18 protein-coding genes are annotated in these 26,983 nt (G+C 42.2%); 8 read left to right on the top strand and 10 right to left on the bottom strand.

Annotated elements, in window-relative coordinates; translation table 11 throughout:
• Window positions 1-91: 91 nt before the first annotated feature.
• Entirely contained in the window at window positions 92-511 is a 420-nt protein-coding gene (gene rbp, locus CHA01nite_RS01905; protein WP_146939524.1) for an RNA-binding regulator, read from the bottom strand.
• A gap of 489 nt (window positions 512-1,000) precedes the next feature.
• Between rbp and CHA01nite_RS01910 the strand changes: the two genes are divergently transcribed.
• From CHA01nite_RS01910 to CHA01nite_RS01930, 5 genes are all read left to right on the top strand, one after another.
• Entirely contained in the window at window positions 1,001-1,402 is a 402-nt protein-coding gene (locus CHA01nite_RS01910; RefSeq protein WP_146939525.1) for an acyl-CoA thioesterase, read from the top strand.
• Window positions 1,399-1,959, top strand: a complete 561-nt coding sequence (locus CHA01nite_RS01915; RefSeq protein ID WP_146939526.1) for a helix-turn-helix domain-containing protein — start codon at window positions 1,399-1,401, stop codon at window positions 1,957-1,959. The genes CHA01nite_RS01910 and CHA01nite_RS01915 overlap by 4 nt, the downstream gene beginning before the upstream one ends.
• A gap of 406 nt (window positions 1,960-2,365) precedes the next feature.
• Window positions 2,366-5,221, top strand: coding sequence for a heavy metal translocating P-type ATPase (locus tag CHA01nite_RS01920; RefSeq protein ID WP_146939527.1), 2,856 nt, complete (start codon window positions 2,366-2,368; stop codon window positions 5,219-5,221).
• 442 nt (window positions 5,222-5,663) lie between these two features.
• Window positions 5,664-6,395 (top strand): DUF72 domain-containing protein, encoded by a 732-nt coding sequence (locus CHA01nite_RS01925; protein ID WP_146939528.1) that lies wholly within the window; start codon window positions 5,664-5,666, stop codon window positions 6,393-6,395.
• Window positions 6,396-6,520: 125 nt separating this feature from the next.
• Window positions 6,521-7,387 (top strand): polysaccharide deacetylase family protein, encoded by an 867-nt coding sequence (locus CHA01nite_RS01930; protein WP_146939529.1) that lies wholly within the window; start codon window positions 6,521-6,523, stop codon window positions 7,385-7,387.
• Between the two features lie 132 nt (window positions 7,388-7,519).
• Here the strand turns inward: CHA01nite_RS01930 and CHA01nite_RS01935 are convergent, their stop codons facing one another.
• From CHA01nite_RS01935 to CHA01nite_RS01975, 9 genes are all read right to left on the bottom strand, one after another.
• A complete protein-coding gene (locus tag CHA01nite_RS01935; RefSeq protein ID WP_146939530.1) occupies window positions 7,520-10,297 on the bottom strand; it encodes a multicopper oxidase domain-containing protein in 2,778 nt (925 codons plus the stop codon).
• A 147-nt stretch (window positions 10,298-10,444) separates the two neighbouring features.
• Entirely contained in the window at window positions 10,445-10,918 is a 474-nt protein-coding gene (locus tag CHA01nite_RS01940; protein WP_146939531.1) for a DUF3347 domain-containing protein, read from the bottom strand.
• A gap of 239 nt (window positions 10,919-11,157) precedes the next feature.
• Window positions 11,158-11,535: an HYC_CC_PP family protein gene (locus CHA01nite_RS01945; RefSeq protein WP_146939532.1), complete on the bottom strand. Its 378-nt coding sequence runs from the start codon at window positions 11,533-11,535 to the stop codon at window positions 11,158-11,160.
• A 155-nt stretch (window positions 11,536-11,690) separates the two neighbouring features.
• Window positions 11,691-13,937: a TonB-dependent receptor plug domain-containing protein gene (locus tag CHA01nite_RS01950; protein WP_146939533.1), complete on the bottom strand. Its 2,247-nt coding sequence runs from the start codon at window positions 13,935-13,937 to the stop codon at window positions 11,691-11,693.
• Window positions 13,938-13,977: 40 nt separating this feature from the next.
• Entirely contained in the window at window positions 13,978-14,493 is a 516-nt protein-coding gene (locus tag CHA01nite_RS01955) for a hypothetical protein (RefSeq protein ID WP_146939534.1), read from the bottom strand.
• A complete protein-coding gene (gene kdsA, locus CHA01nite_RS01960; protein WP_146939535.1) occupies window positions 14,493-15,302 on the bottom strand; it encodes a 3-deoxy-8-phosphooctulonate synthase in 810 nt (269 codons plus the stop codon). The genes CHA01nite_RS01955 and kdsA overlap by 1 nt, the downstream gene beginning before the upstream one ends.
• A gap of 983 nt (window positions 15,303-16,285) precedes the next feature.
• Window positions 16,286-16,810: a DUF1697 domain-containing protein gene (locus tag CHA01nite_RS01965; RefSeq protein ID WP_146939536.1), complete on the bottom strand. Its 525-nt coding sequence runs from the start codon at window positions 16,808-16,810 to the stop codon at window positions 16,286-16,288.
• 52 nt (window positions 16,811-16,862) lie between these two features.
• Complete coding sequence (locus tag CHA01nite_RS01970) at window positions 16,863-18,353, bottom strand: DUF8728 domain-containing protein (protein ID WP_146939537.1); 1,491 nt, start codon at window positions 18,351-18,353, stop codon at window positions 16,863-16,865.
• Between the two features lie 117 nt (window positions 18,354-18,470).
• On the bottom strand, window positions 18,471-21,956 hold the full coding sequence (locus CHA01nite_RS01975; protein WP_146939538.1) for a protein O-mannosyl-transferase family: 3,486 nt from the start codon (window positions 21,954-21,956) through the stop codon (window positions 18,471-18,473).
• 227 nt (window positions 21,957-22,183) lie between these two features.
• Between CHA01nite_RS01975 and CHA01nite_RS01980 the strand changes: the two genes are divergently transcribed.
• The 3 genes from CHA01nite_RS01980 (at window position 22,184) to CHA01nite_RS01990 (ending at window position 26,925) form a co-directional block, all read left to right on the top strand.
• On the top strand, window positions 22,184-23,221 hold the full coding sequence (locus tag CHA01nite_RS01980) for a PLP-dependent cysteine synthase family protein (protein WP_146939539.1): 1,038 nt from the start codon (window positions 22,184-22,186) through the stop codon (window positions 23,219-23,221).
• A 76-nt stretch (window positions 23,222-23,297) separates the two neighbouring features.
• Window positions 23,298-24,557 carry an aminotransferase class I/II-fold pyridoxal phosphate-dependent enzyme gene (locus CHA01nite_RS01985; RefSeq protein ID WP_373869011.1) on the top strand — a complete coding sequence of 420 codons (1,260 nt, stop codon included), beginning with the start codon at window positions 23,298-23,300 and terminating at the stop codon, window positions 24,555-24,557.
• Between the two features lie 166 nt (window positions 24,558-24,723).
• Window positions 24,724-26,925 (top strand): B12-binding domain-containing radical SAM protein, encoded by a 2,202-nt coding sequence (locus tag CHA01nite_RS01990; RefSeq protein WP_146939541.1) that lies wholly within the window; start codon window positions 24,724-24,726, stop codon window positions 26,923-26,925.
• Window positions 26,926-26,983 lie beyond the last annotated feature (58 nt).

Consider the following 26,983-nt stretch of genomic DNA (forward strand, 5'->3'; position numbering starts at 1 on the left):
TTACGGATAGGCTGTCTTTTTATTTAAACTTCCGGAATGAATACACAGGAATCCATAAAAAAAGCGGCTCTAAATAGAGCCGCCGTATTTTTTACCAACGTTTTCCACCGCCGCCGTTTCCGCCACGATCTCCACCGCCGTAGCCTCCGCTACCGCCGCTTCTGCTTCCACCGCCGTAGCCTCCACCACCGCTTCTGTTTCCGCCTCCGTAACCTCCGCCGCCAGTTCTTCCACCTCCGGCGCTGTTACCGAAAGTTCTTCTTGGCTTTTCTTCTCTTGGCTTAGCTTCTGAAACGTTAAGGGTTTTTCCGTTGAAATCCTTCTGATTAAGAGCCTCAATAGCTTGCTGTCCTTCTGCGTCCTCCATTTCGACAAATCCGAAACCTCTTGAACGTCCGGTTTCTTTATCTGTAATGATTTTTACAGAAGAAACCTCTCCAAATTCTGAAAATAAATCCTGCAACTCATAATCTTTAGTTGCGTAGTTGATGTTTGAAACAAAAATGTTCATCTTGATTAATAAAATTAAATAAGTTAAAAATGATTTGGTTTATAAAGGAAAAACAACATAAAGAATGAACAAATATTGATTCCAGCTATAATACAGGTGCAAGATACGATTAATAATTTCATAACCAAGCTTTTTTTAAAATTATTTTAATATAATTTTCAACCAAAATATTATTTCGTTAAAAATTATTAATTTATCATTAAATATTGATAAATAATTATTAAAAATAACAGGATTTGTAAATTTATAAAGTAAAATAAAAAGATAATTTTTAGGAGTTTACTGTTTTTTGATGAAAATGATCTTAATACAGCACGTAATTCCTTTCATAAAAAGGAATCAGAAACCGATACGGGCTTTTTGTTAAACATTAACCGCGCTGAATGTAGTTTTATTGAATCTATAAATCGGCACCTTCACTTTACTGAATCCGGAATTCTTGACGGAACAGGATTTTAGCGTTAAATTTGCCTGATAAAAATTTTACCTATGAACTACCATACCAGAAAATGGGTTAAACCGGAAGACCTCAACCCGAACCAGTCTCTTTTCGGAGGCCGCCTGCTGCAGTGGATCGACGAAGAAGCGGCCCTTTATGCCGTAATTCAGCTTGAAAATAAAAAAGTTGTTACCAAATTCATTTCTGAAATCAACTTTGTGAGTTCGGCGAAGCAGGGCGATATCATCGAAATCGGTATTGAAGTTTCAGCATTCGGATCTACTTCCATTACCCTTCGATGCGAAGTGCGGAACAAAATGACCCATCAGACCATTATTACCGTAGACAAAATCGTAATGGTGAATCTTGACGAAAGCGGAAATCCTGCACCTCACGGCAAAACGCAGGTTGAATTCGTTAAAGACCGGCTAAGCAATCAGAATCCTTTATGAGAATTTTCATCAAAAATATGGTTTGCGGCAGATGCATTTCCGCAGTGCAGGCCATTTTTAATGAAGCCGGCATTCCGTTGAAATCCGTTATCCTGGGTGAAGCGGAAACTGCATCTGAACTTTCTGAAAAACAATGGGAACTTCTGGAAAGGCAGCTTGAAGCAACCGGCTTCGAACGGATAAAAGATTCTTCCAGGCAGCAGATCGAAAAAATCAAAAATCTGGTTATTGCTGAAATCAGCGGACTGGATATTGCGGAAGACTTTCTGCTGTCCGAGTATTTAGCCTCAACGCTCCATAAAGATTACAGTGCACTTTCCAAAACATTTTCGCAGAATGAAAATATAACGCTCGAACAGTTTTTTATTCTTCAGAAAATCGAAAAAGTTAAGGAACTGCTTCTGTACAATGAATTTACACTGACTGAAATTGCCGGAAAACTGGGCTACAAAAGCGTTCAGCACCTGTCTTCCCAGTTCAGGAACATCACCGGCTTCACCCCTACCGAATTTAAGAAACTTAAAATCCACAACAGGAAACCGCTGGATCAGGTGTGAGGGTTGGGGCTTGGGAGGGTCTTAGAATTTGAGAGCTGGAGAAAGGGAGCGTTTTAGAGTATAATAATTTGGATATCGGGGTGTCGGAGAGATTTATAAATGAGAAAGAATTCCCTTAATCCGAATTGAAGTAACCGGATGTTATCTTTTATATGGGAAAAGATTATCGTTAACGGTTTAGAATCTACATGCCTACCCCACCCTGATCATTTTTTATACGACTACGCTGATAATCTAATATTCTAACTCCATTTTACCTTTATAACCCCTAACACTATCGCTCTCATACCCTCCCGCCAATTACTCTAAAATTAACAAAAAAACCAAATTCTATACAGATTATCCTTAAATTTATAACAGGCTTCCGGCAACAGACCGGAAATTTGTACTTTAAATCAGAAGGATTATGAAAAAGAAATATACCGTTACCGGAATGAGCTGCTCGGGCTGCCAGAAAAAGATTTCTGAAAAGCTGAACAGTATCGAAGGCATAGAAGCCGATGTCAATCTGGAAACCGATACCGCAACGGTTACTTCCGTTCGGGAGCCGGATCTTCATACTTTAAATAAAGTCCTTGAAGAAGCCGGAAATTACAGGCTTGAAGACCCGGACCTTCCCCGGAACGAATTGGCAAAGCCGCAGGACCGTGTTTCACCGTCGTCAGTATATTACTGTCCGATGGAATGTGAAGGCGATAAAGTGTATTTCCAGCAGGGGAAAAGATGCCCGGTCTGCAATATGTACCTCGTCCCGATTGAGGAAAAGCAGACGAAAGATCCGAATTTCAGACCGGCGTATTCCAAAACCCATCTTCCCGAAAATTTCAAGGACCATATCGGAGACTATTACTGCCCGATGTTCTGTGAGGGAGATCAGGTATATCAGGAAAAAGGCGACTGCCCGGTCTGCCACATGCATCTGGAACAAATTACAGAAGAACTGGTAGGCAGTTCCGGAATGCATGCCCGGCAGTACTCCCACCATCACCATCAACCTCATCAGGAAAAGCCGGAAGTCACCGGTGAAATGGCAGGCAAATACTACTGTCCGATGTACTGTGAAGGCGATAAAGTATACGACAGCAATGTCGGCTGTCCGGTCTGCGGAATGGATCTCGTCAGATATCCGGAAAAAAAAGCTGCCCGATACACCTGCCCGATGCATCCTGAGATCATCCGTGAGGAACCCGGCGACTGCCCTATCTGCGGGATGGACCTGGTGAGGATACCGGATAAAGAGGACGACGGGCAAGACGAAACCTACACCATCCTGAAAAGAAAGCTGATTATTTCACTGGTTTTTACCATTCCGGTATTTATCCTCTCCATGGGCGGAATGCTGATTGACTTTCCGTTTTCCCACCAAACCCAGGGCTATATCGAACTGGTTCTTTCGCTGCCCGTTATTTTTTATTCCGGATGGTTCCTGATGAAAAGAGGCTGGGTTTCTTTTAAAACCCGAAATCTGAATATGTTTAGCCTTATCGTACTTGGGGTTGCAGCGGCCTTTCTTTTCAGTATAACCGCTTTAATCTTTCCGGATGTTATGCCTCATGAAATCCGCGGTCATAACCATGAAATCCCTCTCTATTTTGAGGCAGTCTGCGTCATCTTAACCCTGGTGATCCTGGGACAGCTGATGGAAGCGGCCGCTCATCAAAAGACGGGAAATGCCATCCGTGAACTGATGAACCTCTCCCCTGACGAAGCCCATCTTATCGTCAACGGACAGGAAAAGAAAGTCCTGCTCTCACAGGTAAAGGCAGGAGATCTCTTAAGGGTAAAACCCGGTGAGAAAATTCCGGTAGACGGAAAAATCACGGAAGGGAGTTCGGTGGTCGATGAAAGTATGATTACGGGTGAACCGGTTCCGGTTGAGAAGAAAACGGATGATCAGGTAACATCCGGTACCATCAACGGAAACCAGACCTTCGTTATGAAAGCGGAAAAGGTGGGTGAAGCAACCCTTCTGTCCCAAATCATAAAAATGGTAAATGAGGCCAGCCGCAGCAAAGCCCCGATCCAGAAACTGACCGACAAAGTTTCTAAAGTCTTTGTTCCGGCAGTCATCGGTATTGCTGTTCTTACCTTTGTTTTATGGCAGTTCATGGGTCCGGAAGGCGAGAAAACCTTATTTGCTTTCATTAATGCTGTTGCCGTTTTAATTGTTGCCTGCCCCTGTGCCTTAGGCCTTGCTACGCCGATGTCGCTGATGGTGGGTATCGGGAAAGGTGCCAAAAACGGGATTTTAATTAAAAATGCCGAAGCCCTCGAACACATGAATAAAGTGAATGTACTGATTACCGATAAAACGGGAACCTTGACGGAAGGTAAGCCCTCGGCTGAACATATTGAAGCCTTGCACAATGACGGGGATCACATTTTAAAACTGGCTTATTCCCTGAATCAGAATTCCGAACACCCCCTGTCGAATGCCGTTATTCAAAAAGCAAAAGACAACCGTATTTCCGCAGGAAAAGTACAGGATTTTGAAAATATTTCCGGAAAGGGCGTGAAAGGAAATTACGATGGAAAAATAATCTACCTCGGAAACGAAAGCCTGCTGACGTCACACCACCTTGAGATTCCCGAAAACCTGAAACAAAAAGCAATTGAAGTACAATCGAAAGCCCATACCATTTCTTATGTTGCCCAGGACCGGGAAGTGCTCGGTTTTATCAGCTTTACCGATAAAATAAAGGAAAGTTCCAAAAGAGCGGTTCAGGAGCTGATGTCCGAAGGGGTTGATGTCATCATGATGACGGGCGATAACGAACATACGGCCAAGGCCGTAGCCGATGCATTGGGAATCAGGCATTTTAAAGCCAGCTGCCTGCCGGAAGACAAATTAAATGAAGTGAAAAAACTGCAGCAGGAGGGAAAAATTGTAGCGATGACGGGCGACGGAATCAATGATGCTCCTGCCCTGGCCCAGGCCAATATCGGGATTGCGATGGGAACCGGGACGGATGCTGCCATTGAAAGCGCAGAAATCACTTTGCTGAAAGGAGACATCCTCGGTGTGGCCAAAGCCAGGCTGCTGAGTGAAAAGCTGCTGAAAAACATAAAGGAAAACCTGTTCTTTGCGTTTATCTACAATGTTCTGGGCGTGCCGGTTGCGGCAGGGTTATTGTATCCGTTTTTCGGGATCCTTTTATCTCCGATGATTGCGGCGGCGGCCATGAGCTTCAGCTCTTTATCCGTAATTTTGAATTCTCTAAGACTGAATTCGGTTGATTTAAATATAGAACCTGTGGACTAAACGGCTCAATACACAGTTTTGACACATAAGCCACATTAGATTTTCAGATTGAAACTTTGTGAATATTTCAGAACACATGAGAAGAAAATCTAAAATTTTTTGAATGCCGCCAATTACTGCTGTGCCAGTTCCTATGGCTCGTAACCTGTGAAAAATATTCAGTCATTTTGAAAATCCGGTAAATAAATGGCATACGTTTTATTTATCCTAAAAGCTTTTGAGACATAAGCCACATTAGATTTTCAGATTGATATGTCAGAACACATAAGAATAAAAAATATTTGATTTTTTATTTAGCGTATCATTTGAGAAATCTGAAAATCTGCAGGTTGATCCTCTTAGAAAAACCGGTGGCTTAGGAACTCAAAGCCAAATCATCTGTGAAAATCCGTAAAATCTGCGGAAGAATTTAAATTAATTTTAATCATCAAATCTGAAAATTATGGAAGAAGAAAAGCTTTATATCGGTTGTTCGGGATTTTATAACAATGACTGGAAGGGTTCGCTGTATCCTGAAGATGCAAAAAGTAAAGATTATCTTAACCTGTACTCCCAGGCGTTCAACTGTGTAGAAATCAATTCGACGTTTTACCGGAAACCGACGGCGAAAACCCTGCAGAAATGGGCAGATGAGACACCGGACAATTTCAGGTTTTTCATTAAAATCCCGAAGACCATTTCCCACGAAAAACGACTGGAAGGATGTAAAGCTGAAATTGAGGAATTCAGCACCCATATCCAAAGCCATCTCAAAGAAAAGCTTTCCGGATTTCTGTACCAGTTTCCGCCGTCATTTAAGAATAGCCGTGAAAACGTCAGTTTAATTTTAAACAATCTGGATTTCAGCCAAATCAATGTTATTGAATTCCGTCACGAATCCTGGTGGCGGGATGAAATCTTTGATTTGCTCAGAGAAAATCAGGTCATCTTTTCCGGCGTCAGCTTTCCGGGTAATCTGCCGGAAGAAGTAATTGTCAGCCATGCTGACATTCTATACTATAGGCTGCACGGAAAACCTGTTCTTTACAAATCAGAATACGATGGGGAATTCATCAGAAACCTGGCCGAAAAAATCAGGAATTTCAAACATAAATCGTTTATTTTTTTCAATAATACCTGGGGAACGGCAGCAATTAAGAATTCTCTGTTTCTAAAAGAATTACTGGAACAATAGCAGTCTGAAAATAAATTATTAAAATCACCTTAAAAGTCATTTTAAGGTCTGATCCGGCATATTTTTTGTTAAGAAATATTTGGAAAAATTAACAAATTTTAACAACCAAAATTCCTTAAACCTTTATGACAAAAACTTTTGCAGGAAAGTCTATGAAAAAGACTTTTCTCGGGATGTTTGCATTGATGAGTGCAACTTCAATTTTATTTAACAGCTGTAACCAGAAGAAAGACAAAAAAGAATCCTTAAAACCGGTTCCTGAAGACCATCCCGTCGCAAAAATTGTCCCCAAACTCAGTGATGAAAAAGTTTCTTCCGATAAAAGAGTGATTTATCTAACTTTCGATGACGGCCCCAACTGCGGAACGGAAAACCTCCTGAAAATTTTACATAAAAGGAATGTTTGTGCTACCGCCTTTGTGGTAGGGAAGCATGTCTACGGAAGCAGTAAGCAACAGCACGATCTGGAGCTGCTGAGGAAAGACCAGCTGGTTGAACTGGCCAACCACAGCTTCACGCATGCGCACAACCGGTATACCGATTTTTACAGAAATCCGGCAGCCGTGGTTCATGATTTCGATACCGCAAAAGACAGCTTACGGCTCTACGACCGGATCGCCAGGACACCCGGAAGAAATATCTGGCGGCTGAACAACATTACCGTAACCGATCTTAAAAGTTCCAAAGAAGCCGCCGATCAGCTGAAACAGGCCGGCTATAAGGTGGTGGGCTGGGACCTGGAATGGAAGCCTACCAACAAAATGGAATTAAAGGAAAAACACGATGAAATGCTGAAAAAAGTGGACAGTATTTTCTTCAATGATCTTGAAAAAACCTCAAGACACCTGGTTTTCCTGACGCATGACCAATATTTAAACGACGGAGATTCCATGAATGAACTGGATCTGTTTATTGAAAAGCTCCAGAAAAGCAACCGGTTTGTATTCAGGAAAATCTCGGAATATCCGAAGATCAATGAAGTACTGAACTAAATCTGTTTAGCCAGAAGATTGACTTACAGTCATTAGATAAAAACAGCTGTCCGAAAATTTTCGGGCAGCTGTTCTTTTTTGCTGGACAAAATCTCATAAGTTTTCGAAAACCTATAAGGTTTAAATTGTACCTTAATACATCAAAGTAACTCCGGCCCCCCAGCCCATTTCGTTATCGTAATTGCCGGATACGGAAAGCCATTTCTGAACGATGTAGCGCAGTCCGGTTGAAAATTCCCCGTCGGAATTCAGGCTGAAATTTCCTCTCAACCTTTTTGAAAGCGGAATATCCTCCCTTTGAAACTCCAGCAGGACTTTTCCGTTCTGGTCAATGCTCGCATCGGCTGTGATCAGCATCGGCAATACATATTGGACTCCGATGATCAGGGCACCCTTTGTTTTTGAAGCTTTCTGCTGTCCGAACCATGTTTTCCGGCCATGAAAATCCATTCCCGTTGCTTCTGCCGTCTGCCGTTCCATGGTCTCATGGTTGTTCCGGATCCTGAACCCGGCATAAGGCAGCGCCCACTGGAATTTTCCCAAAAATCTTCCCGCTTTGAAATTTCCTTCAAAATGGCTGAAATCCCAGTTGGAGTGAAATTCATTCAGGTTAGCCCACCTAGGTCCGTACATCGTCATGGTTTCCGCATGGAGCTTATTGGAATTCACGTCCAGCATAGCCATGGAACTGATCATCCGGTTGTCTTTCATAAAGTTTTTCCAGGCCAGCTTCCTATTGGGCAGTTCCGGATTCGGTCTTGAGTTTTCATAGCTGAATACCCTTCCCATTCCGGCCATCATGTGGTACAGGATATGGCAGTGGAAGAACCAGTCGCCGTCCTGATTCGCAGCAAACTCGATGGTATCGGTCTCCATCGGCATGATGTCCACTACATTTTTCAGGGGCGAATATTCCCCTTTTGCATTGATCAGCCGGAAATCATGGCCATGGAGATGCATCGGATGCCGCATCATCGAATTATTGTACATCGTAATTCTTAGGATTTCTCCTTTCCTTACCAGAATTTTATCGGTTTCCGTAACGGTTTTGTTATCCAGCGTCCATAGGTAATGGTTCATATTCCCTTCCAGCGTAAACTTCAGTTCCCGCACATTTTCCGAAGGTAAAATGGTCTTTTCAGGAGATTTCAACATAATGTAGGATAATCTTTTGATGGATTTTTCTTCGGACATATCCATTTCCTGATGTTGGGAGTGATCTTCAGATTCCTCTTCCTTTTTCTTCTCCTTAACGCCCATCATTTCGTTCATATGCTTCATGGTCATTTTCCGCTGGCTTTCGGAAAGCTCAGGATACATCACTTCATTCATATCCATCATCTGGTTTCCCATCGTCATATTCATCGGTTTCATGTTTCCGCTGATGCTCATCATGCCGTTCATCATTTTCATTCCTTCAAAGAGCATCAGCCTCGGTAAATCCGGAGCTCTTACCCGGTCTCCGGATCCTAGCCACAGCGAAGCATATCCGATCCGGTCTTCAGAGGTAGCCCGGAATTCAAAGCTTTTGTTTTCCGGAATGGTAACTTCAATATCGTAGGTTTCAGAAACCCCGACAATCAGCCGGTCGACCTCTACGGGAAACACATCATTGCCGTCATTGGCGACCACTCTGATTTTCCCGCCGCCGAAATTCAGCCAGAAATACGTGGAGGAGCCGCCGTTGGCTATTCTTAACCGCACTTTATCTCCGGCTTTTAAGTCTGCATAATCTGAACTAGGCTGTCCGTTGATGAGAAAGCGGTCGTAATACACATCACTTACATCCATAGCTTCCATCCTCTTCCATTCATTCAGCAGCTTGGTACCGAAATTTCCGGATCTGAGAGCTTCGCCATAGCTTTGTACTGCGTTTTTCCGGATGGCATACCAGTCGGTGTTGGCCATGTGGAGCCGCCGCGCAATCTGCTTCGGGTTTTCGTCGGTCCATTCTCCCAGCAGGACAGGGATTTCACGGGTATTATCCGTCCCTGTATTTCCGTCTCTTTTCCTGAAGACCAGGATCCCGTTCATGCCGATTTGTTCCTGAAGGCTTTCATGGGAATGGTACCAATAGGTTCCGTTCTGTGAAACCCTGAATTTATAAAGATGGGTTTCTCCTGGTCTTACCGGTTTTGTCGTGAGGAAAGGGACACCGTCAAATTCATTGGGCAGAATTACTCCATGCCAATGGAATCCCGTACTCTCTTTCAACCCGTTATGGAGGTAAATTTCAGCAGTATCGCCTTCCGTAAAATATAAAGTCGGGGCCTGGAGTTTTCCGTTTACGGCAATGGCCCGTCGGTTTTTTCCGGTAAAATTAACGAGGGTGTCTCTTACATATAAATCATAACGAACGGTTTTTCCTCCAAAGCTTACTTTTCCGTTCGCTGTATTCTTTTTCAATACGGAATGACTGGTTTCAGCTCGAGAAGCCGGTTCTTTCTGATTTTCGGCCTCTACTAAATCCATTCCGCATTTGGGGCATTTTCCAGGTTTGACCGAAATCACTTCCTGATGCATCGGACAGGTATATTTTTTCTGATGCTGAGCATGAGCCTGAGATTCGGTTTTTGATACCGGTGATGTTTCATTCCGGTTTTTATCTTTTGGTTCAGCAGCTTTTTTGACAGCAATTTCTTTTTTCGCTGCCGGTTTTTCAACCGTTTTCTTTTTAATTTCCGTTGTTTGTATTCCTGTTTTCGGAGCCTGTCCGGATTCCGGCTTTTTTACCGTTTTAGGTCTGACCGTAACCGTCTTTTTGATCAGGGTCATGCCGCATTTCGGGCAGTCCCCCGGTTTTGATGACACGACATCTGCATGCATCGGACAGGTAAAATAGGTTTTTGCAGTCTGTGAAAAACTGAAAACAGAACATAAGAGCAACAGAAATACGATAAGTTTTTTCATAATATTCCGTGACTTTTTACATTTAACTATAAAAGAAATAAAAGATAACCCTGCTGATTAAATATACAACAGGCATATGTACAGGTTCAGAAAAGTTATCTCTAGTCTTTTGAGGGTAATTATCTGAAGATCTTTTAAAATGTAATCTTATTTAATAGCAGACTTCACATTCCCGCAGGTAAGCATGGATTTTCCGTAATAAGGATTGGCAATTTTTGATTCGTTGCTCAGCCAGCTGCCGTCTGCCATCGGGCAATACTGAACATACACCGGATTTTCGGAAAATTTGAATTCCTTAGCCAGGGTAATCATGTTTTCCGACAGATTCATGAAGGTTTCCCGTTGGGTACTGATGTTCCGGGCTTCTGAAATCACGGTTGCATCTTTTCTAAGCATATTGAGGTTTCCTTCCGACACTTTCTTATAATCGATAACTGAAGCCGTTTTAATAAATTCGGTTGCCGCTTTTGAAGTTTGGTCGGCATCATCCGAAGCCAAAGCTGATTTTATGGCAATGTAATTCTGATACAATTTGGAAACCTGTTCATCTCTTTCAGATTGTGCTGAAATGGAAATAATTGAAAATAAAAAGAATATTGCGGTGATGATATATTTTTTCATTGTTTTAGATTTTAGGATTAATTTTTTTAATAATAATTTTGCGAAATCGCTTAATGCGACAGAACGTGTCGTTTTAATGATCTTCCGAAGATTACACAGATTTTTACGGATGATGCTGTAGAATCAATCTGTTCAGATCGCTGTAAACGCTAATACCGGAGTATACTAAATTTCCGGGAGATTGCGCATATTTCATCGATGATGCTGTTTTAGCAGATCATTTAAACGACTGACGGATTCTAAATCCTAAAATGACAATGGGTAATAAAAATAGGGACAGGCCGGAGTTCAGGCGGTGCGTTGATCCGGATCCGGGTGAATTCTGAGCTGGAAAAAGACCGGTTGGTAAGGAAAAAATCTTGTCGGGAAACTTCCGGGATTTGTTTTAAAAAATCAATTTTAAGGAAATCCGACTTTTGGGAATCGTCAACTTTTACAACTTTGAGCTCGGTTTTGCAGCAGTCTTTTTTGGTTTTAACCCCGCATTTGCTGCATCCTTCTTCTATGTTACGGCTCAAAGACGCCACTTCGTTCATGCAATAATGAATACTGAAAACCGCTCCGGAAGAGAATCCGAAGTAGAAAACAGAAAATACTATGGCAAGAATCTTTTTCACGGAACAAAGTTAAAAATTATCTGTGGTATCAGTGTTATAAAATTAGGTATTGTTGTTATAAGATCCGGAAAAACAAATAAACTCCCGATGATTTCGGGAGTTTATTTGTTATTGTTAAACCGACAGAGCAGATCCGCAGGTTCATTTGTTTATTTTTATTTGATTCTGAATTCAAGCTTTACATTAAAGAAACGTCCCGTCAGGCGAACCGGAACCGGATACATCAGGTTGGTGTTGGCATCGGTAATCCATTGGTTGGCTACGGTATTGCGGATGTTGAAAGCGTTGAAAACCTGCACGCCAAGCGTCAGTTCATCAAAATTCCCCCAGAAACCGTAAGCACTGTTTTTTTCCTTCGGCTCTATAAATGCGTAAGATAGTCCCAGATCCACCCTTTTGTAGGAAGGCAGCGTCTTCTGATAGGAATATCCTGCCAGGTAATCGATCTTCCGGTTTTCATCCAGCACGATCGGTGATCCTGTAGGCAATCCCATCGCATAAACCAGGGTGAGGTTTACCCGCATCTTAGGGAATTTCGGCATATAATCCTGATAAAACATGGCAAAACGGAGCCTTTGGTCGGTAGGTCTCGGAATATCCCCTCTTCCGTCGATGTTTTCATAGACCCGGGCGTAACTTGCCGATAACCAGGAATCAACACCGGGAACGAACTCCCCGAATAAGCGGGTATCAATCCCGTAAGCCGATCCGGTTGCATTGTTCTTACCGGAATATCGGATCCTGACATTATCCATAAAATACGGAATCAGGTCATCCATTTTCTTGTAATACAATTCTGTGGTCAGCTTAAACGGCCGGTCATACATCTGGAATTCGTAATCATTAGCAAGGATTGCCTGGATGGAACGCTGGGATTTGATATTCGGGTTAAAATTTCCGTCAAGATCTTTAATTTCCTTATAGAAAGGTGCCTGATAGTAGATCCCTCCCGAAAGCCTGAACAGCATATCGGAATCCCAATCCGGCTTGATGGCAAACTGTGCCCTCGGAGAGAAAATGGTTTCGTTGTTAAAACTCCAGTGTGCCACCCTTGCCCCTGCATTTACAAAGACTTTGTTGCTTCCCCAGAAAAATTTCTGCGAATACTGAGCATAGGCAGACATCCGGGTCGGCTGTATATCATTTTTTCCCGAAATATTGTAGTACAAAGCAAGATCCGGCGGATTCCTCGGATCAAGAAGGGCCGAAATCGGCGTGCTGTATCCTGCAGAATCCACGAGTTTCCATTCGTTGGTAAGGTCTTTCAGGTTTTCTTTTTCATATTTAAAACCTACTTCGATATCCGTATTGATGTTGGGAGAAAACCGGGCTCTGGCCTGGGTACCATAGGTCTTTACAAACAGATCATTACGGGCATGCTCGATCTGGCCACCGGTATCATAGGAAGTAACAGGCGCTCCCGTCACCGGATCAAAGGTCTGCAGCACATAAGCCGAAGCAATGGAATAATATTCGCGCTCCCGGTTCTGATAGGCAAAAGCATCCAGCGTAAACCTCCATTTATCCGACGGCTTGAAATTCAGGGAGAAGGTTCCCATCATGTTTTTATACTTGTCATCCTCACGGCCGCCGTAATTCACGGTAAGGTTAATGGGCTGCTGCAAGGATCCGAAATCGATGCTTCTTTCCTTCGGGATCATTTCATAATCGTTTTTCGAATAGTATCCGATAAACGACATCGTCAGCTTCGGGGTGAAGTGGTAATTGAGATACGTCTGGAAATCCATGTATTTCGGATTGAAATCGGTATCTTCATTCAGTGTATTCAGGACAAGGTTCGTATTTCGGTACCTTCCTGAAAACAAGGCGGTAAATTTCCGGTTTCCGTCACTGTCTTTTCCTGCGGCAAAACCGGTGGTCAGCCTGCCGCCGATCAGACTTCCCTCGCCGGATACCTCGAATTTTTCAGGTTCGCGGTAATAGATGTTCAGTGCCGAAGACATTTTATCGCCGTATCTCGGCTCAAATCCTCCGGCCGAAAAGTTTACGGTAGAAACCATATCCGGATTGATGATGCTGAGACCTTCCTGCTGGGAATTCCTGATCAGGAAAGGCCTGTAGATTTCGATATCATTGATGTAGATCAGGTTTTCGTCATAGTTTCCGCCACGAACCATATATTGCGAAGACAGTTCCGTGTTGGAGTTTACGGAAGGCAGTGTTTTCAGGATTCCTTCGATCCCTCCGGAGATACTGGCCACATTCCTTGCATCTTTAGCCGAAATTTTTACAGCCGTCATATCGTTGGTGCTTCCCGTAACTTTTTTCTGGAAAACAACTTCTTCGATGCTTGCGGTTTTCAGGGTATCCTTCTTTTTTCGTACCTGGGAGAATACTAATGCAGGAACCAGAAGGCTTAGTGGTAAAACTAGTTTTTTCAAAAGAAATGCTTTATAATTTCAAACGGTTAATTTATAACTTTTATTTAATAATCCGGCTCTGTAAGAAAACTTTTGACCATTCCTCAACAAAATCTGCAGGGAGGTTCTTCTTTTTTAGGGCGGCCATACACATAAAGACATCATTTTCGCCTTTTACATAATACTGTATCTGAGATTCCGTGTCTTCAGAATCCCGGTAAGCATCTGCTTCAGCGGTAAAAAGAATGTATTCCCTCTCACCTTTTTTATTTCTTGACAATTCCTTTATCCTCAGATTTTTGGTTTTAGACTGAAGAAGTTTTTTATTATTGTCAAAAAAAGTCTGCAGAGGAACTTGAGCTAAATTTTTAGAGACCAGTTTTGTCACAATGATCTCGTAATTGTCCCAATTCTGTCCTTCCGGAATGTATTCCATCATCACCATGCGGTCATCTTCCTGCTTTTCTTTCAGATGAAGGTGGTATTTTTCCGGTAAAGAAAACTGTAAAGAATCTCTTTTCTGAGCATACACAAGGGATGAAACCGAAAATGCAGCAAATAGAAAAAACGTCTTCATTACAAAATAGCTTCTCTTACGCGGGTTAATTTTTGTAAAAGATCTTCCAGCAGATCCAGTCGCAACATATTGGCGCCATCGGATAAAGCCGTTTCAGGTGTCGGGTGGGTTTCGATGAAAATTCCGTCTGCTCCTACAGCGATTCCTGCTTTGGCAACGGTCTCGATCAGGTCCGGTCTTCCTCCCGTCACGCCTGAGCTTTGGTTCGGCTGCTGTAAAGAATGGGTAACATCAAGGATTACGGGTGCATAATTTCTCATCGTCGGAATTCCCCTGTAATCTACAATCAGATCCGTATATCCGAAAGAATTCCCTCTTTCGATGATGGCAACTCTCGGGTTATCGGAATCCGTAATTTTCTGAACGGCAAACTTCATCGATTCCGGGGAAAGGAACTGTCCTTTTTTCAGGGAAACACATTTTCCGGTCTTGGCCGCAGCGACGAGAAGATCGGTCTGGCGAACCAGAAATGCCGGAATCTGAAGCACATCTACATATTGTGCTGCCAGAGCGGCATGCTCATTTTCATGAATGTCCGTTGTGGTCGGAATATTAAAAGTCTGTCCTACTTTTTTAAGGATCTCCAGCGATTTTTCTTCACCGATGGTCGTAAAAGAATCCACCCGGCTCCGGTTGGCTTTCTTGAAGCTGCCCTTGAAAATATAGGGAATGTTGTATTTGTTGGTGAGTTCCACCACTTTTTCAGCGATCTTCAGTGCCATGTCTTCGCCTTCGATAATACAAGGCCCGGCAATCAGGAAAAAGTTTTTTGAATCTTTGTGGTGGATGTTATCTAAATACTGAATCATTTTATGGTAATTAAAAGTTCAGTAAAAATACTGAGAAAGTTCGTAAATGCGAAATTATTTACCCATCATCTTATTTTGCCATGCAGATTCAGCAGACGGCGCAGATTATTAACAAGCTATTCCAAAAACTTATTCACCACAAAAGCCACAATAGATTACCATGCTGTATAATGAAGTTGAAGAGATGCTTAAAGAGGGAAGCCGGATGCCGGAAGTTTCTCTTGTCATATATAGGATCAAAGATCCTGATCATCAAATTGAATAGGTTACCGCATTATCAGATGAGTTATTATTCAATCCTGAATAACCGGCCTTTTTTTTCAATCAGTGACGGATTTCTCTTGTTTTTAAAGTCCTTAGTAGAGGATAGGATAAAATCCTGTCTGAAGCAAAAACCATGTATTTATTCCGGCAAGATGAGTATTAATTAAATCCCGACTTTATGACTTTAATTTTTATTTTTGAATTAAATAATCAACTGAATATGATGTTGATACGGTCGAATCTACGCTAATCTTAATAATTAACGCCAGCAGAAATTCTTTTAAATTGTTTAATAGATTTAACGTGAACTCGAAGAAGAACCGGAGTTAAAAGGCTGGAAGAGGGAGGCTTGATGCAGGAAGTCTTTCTCGTCAAAAATATAATGAAGGTTTTGATAATTAAACAAACATTTTGTCATTTTATCAGAGGAAATTCTTGTTTAATCCTGAATAAACAGCCTTAAACCAAGGTCTAATTTATATTGTTTTAAGTTCTGGAGGGACAGCTTGGTACAGGATACGATGAAGCCCTATCGGTAGTATGAACCGTTTATTCTTTTTGCCAGGATGAGTGGTATCTAAAATCCCGGCTGAATCTATTCCATTTTTATTTTGAGTTAAATAATCGGTTGAATATGATGTCAATACGGTCGAATTCACGTTAGATTTAAGATTAATCAGACCGCCTCAAAGCATTGAGTCTAAATGCAAGCCATCACATTAAAATTTCTTCAGGATCTTTTCAAACGTATTGACATTACGGCTGGTGAATTGGTCTTTCAGGTTTTTTCTCCCTAAAATTTTTCCGAAGGCCGAATCCAAAGTATTGCCTTTCGGAACCTGCCAGTAAAAAGTATGATTTACGATTTTAGCTGCCTCTTTTTCAGATTTTGAAACCCTTTCAAACTCCTGCATCAGGGTTTCAGCTATTCCCTGATTTCCGACAAAAATATAAGAATGCAGTTCTTCGTTTTTTACGAAGGGATTATGGCCGAGACATTTCTGTATTTCATCCTGTGATTTTACGAAAAGAAACACGTCGTAGGAAAAATGCCGGGACATGGCGCCTTCAAAAATATTTTTTAAGTCGTCCGGTTTCTGATCCGATGAAAAAACAATATTTCCCGAAGCAAGTACGGAAGATACCTCATTCATCCCGGCTTCTTTGAATACCTGGCAGACTTCAGCCATTTTCATGTTGGTCCCTTTTACATTGACGCCACGGAGAAATGCACAGTATTTCATGGATTTTGAGTTTTAGGGTTTCTTGATTTATAAAGTTATAGCGTGAAAGAGTTTATCGATCAATTCTTTCGTACAGGTTGTAATCGGTTCCGGAAGGTTTCAGGATGTAGATCTTTTCCAGAATTTTGTTGTCGCTTTTCAGATGGTCTTTCACCCGGAATTCCCTGATCAGCCTGTAATGGGCCATTAGGTATTCCGCATTTTTTGATTTGAAAAGGTCATCGTATGAAAGCAGGTATTTTGGTTTCCGGTTCTTGACGGTGTTGATCCAGAAATTCGGTTTGTCCTTTTTAATTTCTTCCTGCACTTCCTTATCGACCAGGCCTACTTCATCAATGGTTTTTAAGCCTGAAAAATACGGAACATAACCGGCAGGTTCCAGGAAGATCCATTGGTTTTTATCTTTTTCGTATTTATTTAAAAATAACCCGATCGTCCTGCGGTAATTCCATTCCCCGTTTCCGGTCGCAATCGAATGGATGGTCTGAAAGGCGAGCATCGGAACAATATAAACCATAATCAACAGGGAAAGCCAAAGGTTTCTTTTTTCTTTCTGCTCCAGAATAAAAATCAGCACCGGAACAAAGAGCAGGATCTGCGGTACCCAGTAATACCAGTCGAACAGGCTTTTCTGCGAAAGGAAAACCAGCTGCTTCACCCATCCGAAAATGAAAATCATCCAGAGAAAGACGTTCCTTTTATTTCGATGCCGGATCAGGTAGACAAAGCACAGCAGCTCGAAAATCAGGATGGCGACGGTTACCGGATTGAAATCCCCCGGCAGCTTCAGCATTCCCCAGAAGTTCCCGAAATTCAACCTGAAATAATCCAGATTCTGCTCAAAGGTAAAATGTTTACTATAAGCTAACTTTTTAGCGACAATGGTATTGTTTACGATTTCTCCGAAGTACAGCCAGTTGAATGCAAGCGTTACGGCGATCCCGGCAATGCCTCCTGCAACATAAAGCCATCTTATTTTTCGGGTCCATACCAGATCCACAAGAAATACAATTCCTAAAAAGATCACCGTATCGATTCTGGTAAAAAGAATCATTACCGGAAACAGAATCAGCGCCCATTTTTTTCCTTTGAAAAAACCATAATACAACAGAGCCATTTCCAGAAAGAAAAGAATGCCGTATTCCATTCCCAGGATAGAAACTTTAATGGCCGGCGGTAAAATGCCGATCAGAAAAATGAAAATAGCCTTGTGCCGGTGGTTCTTAAGTAAAAGATGCGAAAGCAACAGGCTCCCAACCGTAAAAAGCACTGAATTAAAAATCAGCAGCGGAACAATGAAATGTTCTTTTCCGAAAATCACATTGAACAGGTAAGAAACAAAAACATAGAGATGGGTCGTGGAGGCAGAGATTTTTACCGGTCCGTTAAAACCGATCACTCCGTAGTCCATCAGGTTCTGGGCAACCCTCCAGGTAATAAAAGCATCTTCCTGGATGTAGTTTGTAAGTAAAAACAAAAGTTTAAAAACGACAGTAACCAGGACAGCGTAGATAGGGAATTTCTTATTTTTCGTTTCTGACATTGTGCTTCTTTAATCAGGCAAATATAATCTTAAAATTCATCAAATCCCAAAACAAAAAACGGAACCGAAGTCCCGTTTTAAATTTTGATTCTATCCCAAGCCAGCAAAATTTCCGACTTATTGGGTAGCTTTGATGATCGAGTTGGTGATCTGTGCTTCCTTCTCTTTCGAATAAGTGGAATCAAAAGGTTCCATCACATCGAACAGATACTGGTAGAAAGGTGTGATCTTCTGTACCTGCTCCGATTCCTTCATGGCTTTCTCCTTGCCCATTTCTTTAAGGTTTTCAACAAATCCGTTGAATTTCTTATCGATCGGCTCAATGGATTTTACCAGGTAGTCGTAAGCTTTGTCTCTCTTTCCTACTTTCGTATAAGCGTCTGTTACAGCAGAAACCACTAATGAATATTCCATCGGTTTGGTCCTGATCTGTCTTCTTAGATAGTTCTGGTCGGCCCTGCTGAGGCTCATATAATAGTCATACTCGTCAAAGATTCCTTTTTTAAGGATTTCTGCCAGCTGCAAGCCTTTTTTCTCCTGTCCGGAAACAATGTAGCCGTAGACCATTGAGCTCAGGGAACGCGGATCGTTATATTTCTGAGCCGGGATTTCTTTGGAAGCCAGATCCAGCAGTTCGGATGCCTTCCCTTTTTCGCCCATCGTTGCCAGAGTAGCGGCAGCTCTGCTTGCAGCAGCTCTGTAGCTCATAATGTTGGACGTTGCCGTTTCATCAAAATGGCTGTCAAGATCCTTAAAGTTCCCCCACCTGAAGTTTTTTACGACATTGTAAAGGGAATTTCCGTCAACCCTTCCCATATCTCCGTTCTGCGTCTGCGGCGTATGGATCGGAACCAGCCTGTAGCTGAACCCGTCAAACTGAAGATATTCATCCAGGTAGAAAATATTTTCACTGTCATAAATCCCTCCTGAAGAGAAATTGATCGGCCTTTTCCAATCGAAGTTGGCCAGGACGTCAAGCATGATCAGGTTGTTTTTATATAAGGTATTTCCTTTGTAGGTAATCATGATCTGGTTTACGGTATCCGGAAGATCCGCTGCTTTAATGATTCCGGACTTCACGGCATTTTCCTTATTTACCGGCAGGATGAATTTATTTACCGGTAAGATGTTGTATTTCTCATATTTCTCTTCTCCGAAATACATTTTCAACAGTTCATTCTTTGCCGGAGAAGTATATTTCAGGAAGCTCACGGCCTGCTTCATCGTCATCGAATCCTGCGTCAGGTATTTTCTGAATTCTGCAAATTCCGTTGGCGGTGCCCCCTGCTCTTTCAGCATGGAGAACAGTCCTTCCCAATCCGATTTCTTCATCATGTAGATCTGGTCGTTCACACCGTCCCTGTAATCTTCGTGGGTAAGTACTCCCGGAACAGGTGCCGCATTGTAGGTCCTTCTTTTCACCTGATCGATATTCCATGGTGTTGAAGCCAGGGTAAAGTTCACTACTTTTACATCGTCTCTGAACTGTTCCGTCTCCTGGATCGCCCAAACCGGATAGGTATCGTTATCACCATAGACGAAGAGAATGTCTTCCTTAGGCAAAGATTTCAGAACGGAATACCCGTAATCATAAGAAGTATACCGGTTGTGTCTGTTGTGGACATTATAATTCTGGAAGCCCATCATGAACGGAACACCCAAAAGAACGATCCCGGCTACCAGATTGGCTGCATTGGATTTTATTTTAGATTGTAAAAACCATAGAATCGCACCGGCACCCAGTCCGATCCAGATGGCGAAAACATAGAACGAGCCGACCATCGCATAATCTCTTTCTCTAGGCTCGAAAGGCTTCACACCGGTATAGAAAACAATCCCGACACTCATCAATACGAAGATCGAAAGCATGGCATAAAACCGTCCGAAGTCTCTGTTCAGCTGGAAGAAAAATCCGATAAGTCCCAAAATCAATGGTAAAAAGAAGAACTTAACCGTACTTTCATTCTTGAATTTTGAAGGCATCTTATCCTGATTCCCCCATAGAGCGTTATCGATAAAAGGAATGCCGGAAATCCAGTTTCCTCTGGTGCTTTCCATATTTCCTTCAAGGTCGTTCTGACGGCCGACAAAGTTCCACATCAGATAACGGACGAAATAATATCCGTTCTGGAAAGTGATGAAATAATCAAGATTCTGCCCCAAAGAAGGCTTCTGAACATTAATCAGGTTATAGGGTTTTACTTTTAAATAATCGGCTGCAGTGATTGATCCGTCTTCGTATTTTTTCCGTAATTCATCAAAAATCTGCTTGGCTTCAGGGCTGTCCGCCACATCCTCATTGGCATAATTAAAGGTGAAATCCGGTGCTCCGTACATAGAGATGTAGTTTGCCATCACATCCTTGTCTTCATTGAACATCCTTGGCATAAAGCCTACATGTGCTTTATTGAAAACATAGTTGAAACGGTCTCCCGTTTTGATGTATCTTCCGGTTTTGTCATTCTTCTCATAAATTTCTCCCGTCTTCTGGGTTTTGAAACTTCCGTCCTCATTTTTATCGATTCCGTTGGCATCGAGAAAAGCGGTATAGTTCTGTCCGTAAATGGTCGGCCAGTCACCGTACTGTTCCCTGTTATAATAATCCAGCATGCCGATGGCGTTGTCCGGATCGTTAAGATTCATCGGAGGATTGGCGTTCGCCCTGATCGGGATGACCATCCAGCATGAAAAACCGATCATCATAAAAACAACTGATAATGCAATGATCTGGAACACATTTTTCTTCATCTTCCGGGCATAGGTAATCAGGAAATAACAGATCGCTATCATCAGGATAAATGCTACGATTGTCCCCGAATGGAAAGGCAGCGACAGGCCGTTGACGAAGAAAATTTCAAGCTTCCCGAACATCGCCATGATAAATGGGAAAATCCCTTTGAAAACGACGGCCAGAATCAGCAGGGTGATTGCGTTTGCCCAAAGAAAGTTTTTCCAGGTAAACTGATAGCTTCTCGCATAATAGATCAGGCATACCGCAGGTATAGCAAGCATACACATCATGTGAACCCCTACGGAAAGCCCGAGAATAAAGAATATCAAAATAATCCAACGCTCATTGCCGGCCTCCCTGTACTCGTTTTCCCATTTGGTGATGAGCCAGACCAGGAGCGCTATGAACATTGATGCCATCGAGTATACTTCTCCTTCTACCGCGGAAAACCAGAAGGTATCCGAAAAGGTAAAGCATAATGCCCCCACCATTCCCGCAAAAAGAACGGAAATTTCCTGGTGTTTTGTAATTTCATCAAAGTTTTTGTTCAGAAGCCTTCTTACCAGGTGCGTAATGGTCCAGAACAGAAACAGAATGGTAAATGCACTGAACAGGGCAGACATCGCGTTGATGACGATGGAATAATTTTCGCCTTTTCCTAAAGCAAAAATGGCTGCCACGGCACCCACAATCTGGAATAATGCTGCTCCGGGAGCATGCGTTACTTCAAGTTTTACCGCTGAGGAAATGTACTCGCCACAGTCCCAAAAACTAAAATTCGGTTCGATGGTGGACAGGTACGTGATGAATGCAATAGCGAAAACCACCCAACCTAGCCGGGTATTCCATTGCCTAAAAGTCCAATTTTTCATATTATTAAATCAATTACGCGAAAATAAGGCTTTTATATGATTTTAGAGGGGTTTTAACAAAATTTAAAGGTTTTGGCTCAGTTTTTGAAAAGTTTCATCATTGGATCATACACCTAAAATAAATTTTGCGTATTTTTAGATTTCAAAAATCAAACAAAAGTTTAGAAATTGAATTTATTTTTTTGTATTTTTGCCGACAGATTTTTATTGAAAAATAACGACAAATAATGAGTAATGTTTACGATAATATACTTGGCCTAATAGGAAATACTCCTATGGTGAAGCTTAACACTGTGACGAAAGATATTCCTGCAACCGTTTATGCCAAGTTAGAATCATATAATCCTGGACATTCCACTAAAGACAGAATCGCACTTCACATTATAGAAAACGCTGAGAGAAAAGGTTTATTAAAAGAAGATTCCATCGTGGTAGAAACCACTTCCGGAAATACAGGATTCTCGATCGCCATGGTCTGCATTATCAAAGGATACAAATGTATTCTTGCGGTAAGTGATAAAACGAAACCTGAAAAGATTGCTTATCTCAAAGCATTGGGAGCCACCGTATATATCTGTCCGGCGAATGTTCCGGCGAATGACCCGAGATCATACTATGAAGTAGCCAAAAGGATCGCTGCGGAAACCCCTAACTCCATCTACATCAACCAGTATTTCAACGAACTGAATATTGATGCCCATTATCAGACTACAGGTCCTGAAATCTGGGAACAGACGCAAGGCAGGATTACCCACCTTTTTGCCTGTACGGGAACCGGCGGTACGCTATCGGGTTCGGCTAAATTTTTAAAAGAAAAAAATCCTTCTATCAGGATTATCGGTGTGGATGCAGACGGATCCATCCTGAAGAGCTACCACGAGACCGGAGAAATCCATAAAGAAGACGTTCATCCTTACCAGATTGAAGGAATGGGAAAAAATCTGATCCCTTCTGCCCTGCTATTTGATAAAGTAGACGAATTTGTACGGGTAAATGACGAAATGTCGGCGTACAGAACCCGCGAAATTGCTTTAAAAGAAGCGATTATGGGAGGTTATACCACCGGAGCAGTTACCCAGGCTTTAATACAGTATGCCCAGTCTCACGAATTTTCCGAAAATGATCTGGTGGTTCTGATTTATCCTGATCACGGTTCCAGATATATTACCAAAGTGTACAGCGACAAATGGATGGCGGAACAGGGTTTCATCAACAATTGTGTTCACAACTACGATGAAGTTTTCAAAACCGAATTCATCAAATAAGGAGAGAATAAATTTATACAAACCAAGCCTTTTTGTGACCGCAAAAGGCTTTTTTACTTAAAATATTAATAAAATGTTGGATATTTTTGACAGAATAAAAGAAAATCCAGGACCTCTTGGACAATTTGCTGATTATGCAGAAGGCTATTTTGTTTTCCCGAAACTGGAAGGCCCGATCGGTCCGAGAATGAAATTTCAGGGTAAGGATGTAATTTTCTGGAGCGCTAATGATTATCTTGGGCTTTGCAACCACCCGGAAGTTTTGGAAGCGGATGCAAAAGCAGCTGCAGAATTCGGAATGTTTTATCCGATGGGCGCGAGAGCCATGTCCGGAGAAACACAACAGCATCAGCAACTGGAAAAAGAACTGGCAGAATTTACCCAGAAAGAAGCTGCTTATTTATTGAATTTCGGTTACCAGGGAATGGTTTCGGCGATAGACGCATTGGTTACCAGACATGATGTGATTGTTTACGATGCAGATTCCCACGCCTGTATTGTAGACGGTGTCCGTCTTCACATGGGGAAAAGCTTTACCTTCAAACATAATGATATTGCAAGTTTAGAAAAAAACCTGGCGAGAGCAACTAAGGTGGCGGAAGAAAACGGAGGCGGTATTCTGGTTATTACAGAAGGCGTTTTCGGAATGAGAGGCATGCAGGGAAAACTGAAGGAGATTTGTGATTTAAAATCGAAATTCAATTTCAGGCTGTTGGTTGATGATGCACATGGTTTCGGAACTTTGGGCAAAACAGGAGCCGGCGCCGGTGAAGAACAGGGCTGTCAGGACCAGATCGACGTTTATTTTTCAACTTTTGCCAAATCTATGGCCGGTTTCGGGGCATTCCTTGCCGGAGATGAAACCATCATCAGGTTCTTAAAATACAATCTCCGTTCCCAGATTTTTGCTAAATCTTTAACCATGCCAATGGTAATCGGAGGTTTGAAAAGACTGGAATTGCTGAGAACACGTCCGGAAATTAAGGCTAAACTGTGGGAGAATGTGAATAAGCTCCAGAACGGCCTGAAAGAAAGAGGGTTCAATCTTGGAAACACCAATACCTGTGTAACACCTGTTTTTATTCAGGGAACTACCATTGAGGCTACCCTGCTTGCAAAAGATCTTAGAGAAAACTACGGCGTCTTTACTTCGGTAGTGGTATATCCTGTAATTCCGAAAGGTATGATTTTACTGAGATTAATTCCTACCGCTTCCCATACGGATTCTGAAATCAACGAAACACTGGCTGCTTTTGAAGGCATCCGCGAAAAGCTGGTTTCGGGACAATATGCTGAAATGGAAAAACAAATGAATATCGAATACAAGCAAATGTAATCTGATTTCATCGATAAAAAAAAGCCGTCAGAATATATTCTGACGGCTTTTTTATTCTTTTATATTGAGACGCACAATATATTTCAACAATCTCTTCAATTAAAAATATAGCCTGCAGAAATTCTGAAAATCAAATAATTTGAAATAACTTTGCAAAAAATTTCTGTTGAAAGATCTGCTTCTTATCACCCCACCCTTTACCCAACTTAATACGCCCTATCCTGCCACGGCTTACATCAAAGGTTTTCTGAATACCAAAAATATTTCGAGCCATCAGACGGATCTGGGAATTGAGGTCATTCTCGCTTTATTTTCCGGAGAAGGACTGCAGAAAGTTTTTGATAGAGCTATTGATCTTCCGAATAGTTCGGAAAATGCCCAAAGGATCTTTACCTTAAGAAACGAATATATCAAGACGATTGACCAGGTCATCCGCTTTCTTCAGGGAAAAACACCCACTCTGGCAAGACAGATCTGCTCGATGAATTTTCTTCCGGAAGCTTCCCGTTTCAACCAGCTGGATGATATGGAATTTGCATTCGGAAATATGGGATTGCAGGATAAGGCCAAACATCTGGCCACCCTATATCTGGAAGACCTCTCGGACTACATTGTGGAAAACATAGATCCCGATTTCGGATTCAGCCGGTATGCTGAACGGCTGGGAAAAAGTGCCAATTCGTTTGATGAACTCTATGCTAAAATAATCGGTGATTTAACGTTCATCGATCATTTCACTTTAGAGCTGCTTCAGGAAAAACTGGAAACCGTACAGCCGGAGCTGGTCTGCTTTTCAGTCCCTTTTCCCGGAAATTTATATGCGGCTTTCCGTTGTGCCCAATTCATCAAAAAACGTTACCCGCACATTAAAACAGCTATGGGCGGTGGTTTTCCGAATACGGAACTGCGGGAATTAAAAGACCCGCGGGTGTTTGACTTTTTTGATTTCATTACGCTTGATGACGGAGAGCTTCCCCTGGAACTGCTGTGTGAACATATTTTGCGAACCGGACAAAATCAAAATGAAAGACCGCAGTTCAAAAGAACTTTTCTGATCGAAGACGGTGCGGTGGTTTATAAAAATGATTCGGTACGGCATGATTACAAACAGGCAGATATCGGAACTCCGGATTACAGCGATCTGAAACTGGACCGGTATATTTCCGTGATCGAAATTGCCAATCCGATGCACAGCCTCTGGAGCGACGGAAGATGGAACAAACTGACGATGGCCCATGGCTGCTATTGGGGAAAATGTACATTCTGCGATATCTCCCTGGACTACATCAAAATCTATGAACCGATTTCTGCAAAAATCCTCGTTGACCGGATGGAAGAACTGATCGAATCGACGGGAGAAACGGGTTTCCATTTTGTGGACGAAGCAGCACCTCCTGCCCTGATGCGGGAAGTAGCCCTGGAAATTCTGAGAAGAAACCTGGTGGTGACCTGGTGGACCAACATCCGTTTTGAAAAAAGCTTTACCCGGGATCTCTGCTTTCTCTTAAAGCTTTCGGGTTGCGTTGCGGTTTCGGGCGGACTGGAAGTCGCAAGTGACCGTTTGTTAAAGTTAATCGATAAAGGAATTTCCGTTGAACAGGTAGCCAAAGTCACCCGGAATTTTACGGAGGCCGGAATTATGATCCATGCGTATCTGATGTATGGTTACCCGACCCAGACGATTCAGGAAACGGTAGACTCTTTAGAAATGGTACGGCAACTTTTCGAGATGGGAATTCTACAGAGTGCCTTCTGGCATCAGTTTGCCATGACGGCGCATTCACCGGTCGGGCTGAATCCCGAGGCATTCGGTGTAACGCCGATGAAACAGGAAATTTTATTTGCCAACAACGATATTGATTTTACTGACAGGACCGGAATCGATCATGGCAGGTTCAGTTTCGGTTTAAAAAAATCTCTGTTCAATTACATGCATGGAATTAATTTTGAAATTCCGCTTCAGGAATGGTTCGACTTTAAAATTCCGAAAACAACCATCCATCCGGATTATATTCACGACTGTCTTCTGGAGGAAGAGGATTTTAAATTTAAAGGAAACTCGAAAATCGTCTTTTTAACGCAAAACGTAATCGCTGAGAATCGCATAAAAACAAAAAAGAAGTCCGTTTACCCGTACACGAAAATTACAGCGCACTTAAAAACCAATATTGTAAGCATTGATCTGGAGCAGGAACAGGCGGAATGGCTGCTGGATGCTTTTAAAGAAAATGCTATTGAAAATCAGAAAAAGCCTACGCTTCAGCAACTTAAAGAGAATTTTGAACAGAACATAGAAGATTTTGAGCTGTTCTGGTTCTCCAGGCCGATGCAGCAACTGAAGGAAAATGGGGTGATTTTGAGTTTGTAATTCTCTACTCAATTTTCTTCCGGATTTTCGAAAAAGTTTAGTTTTAAGAGTTCTAAGC

Source organism: Chryseobacterium hagamense (genome assembly GCF_007991455.1).
In the GTDB taxonomy this organism is placed as follows: Bacteria; Bacteroidota; Bacteroidia; order Flavobacteriales; family Weeksellaceae; genus Chryseobacterium; species Chryseobacterium hagamense.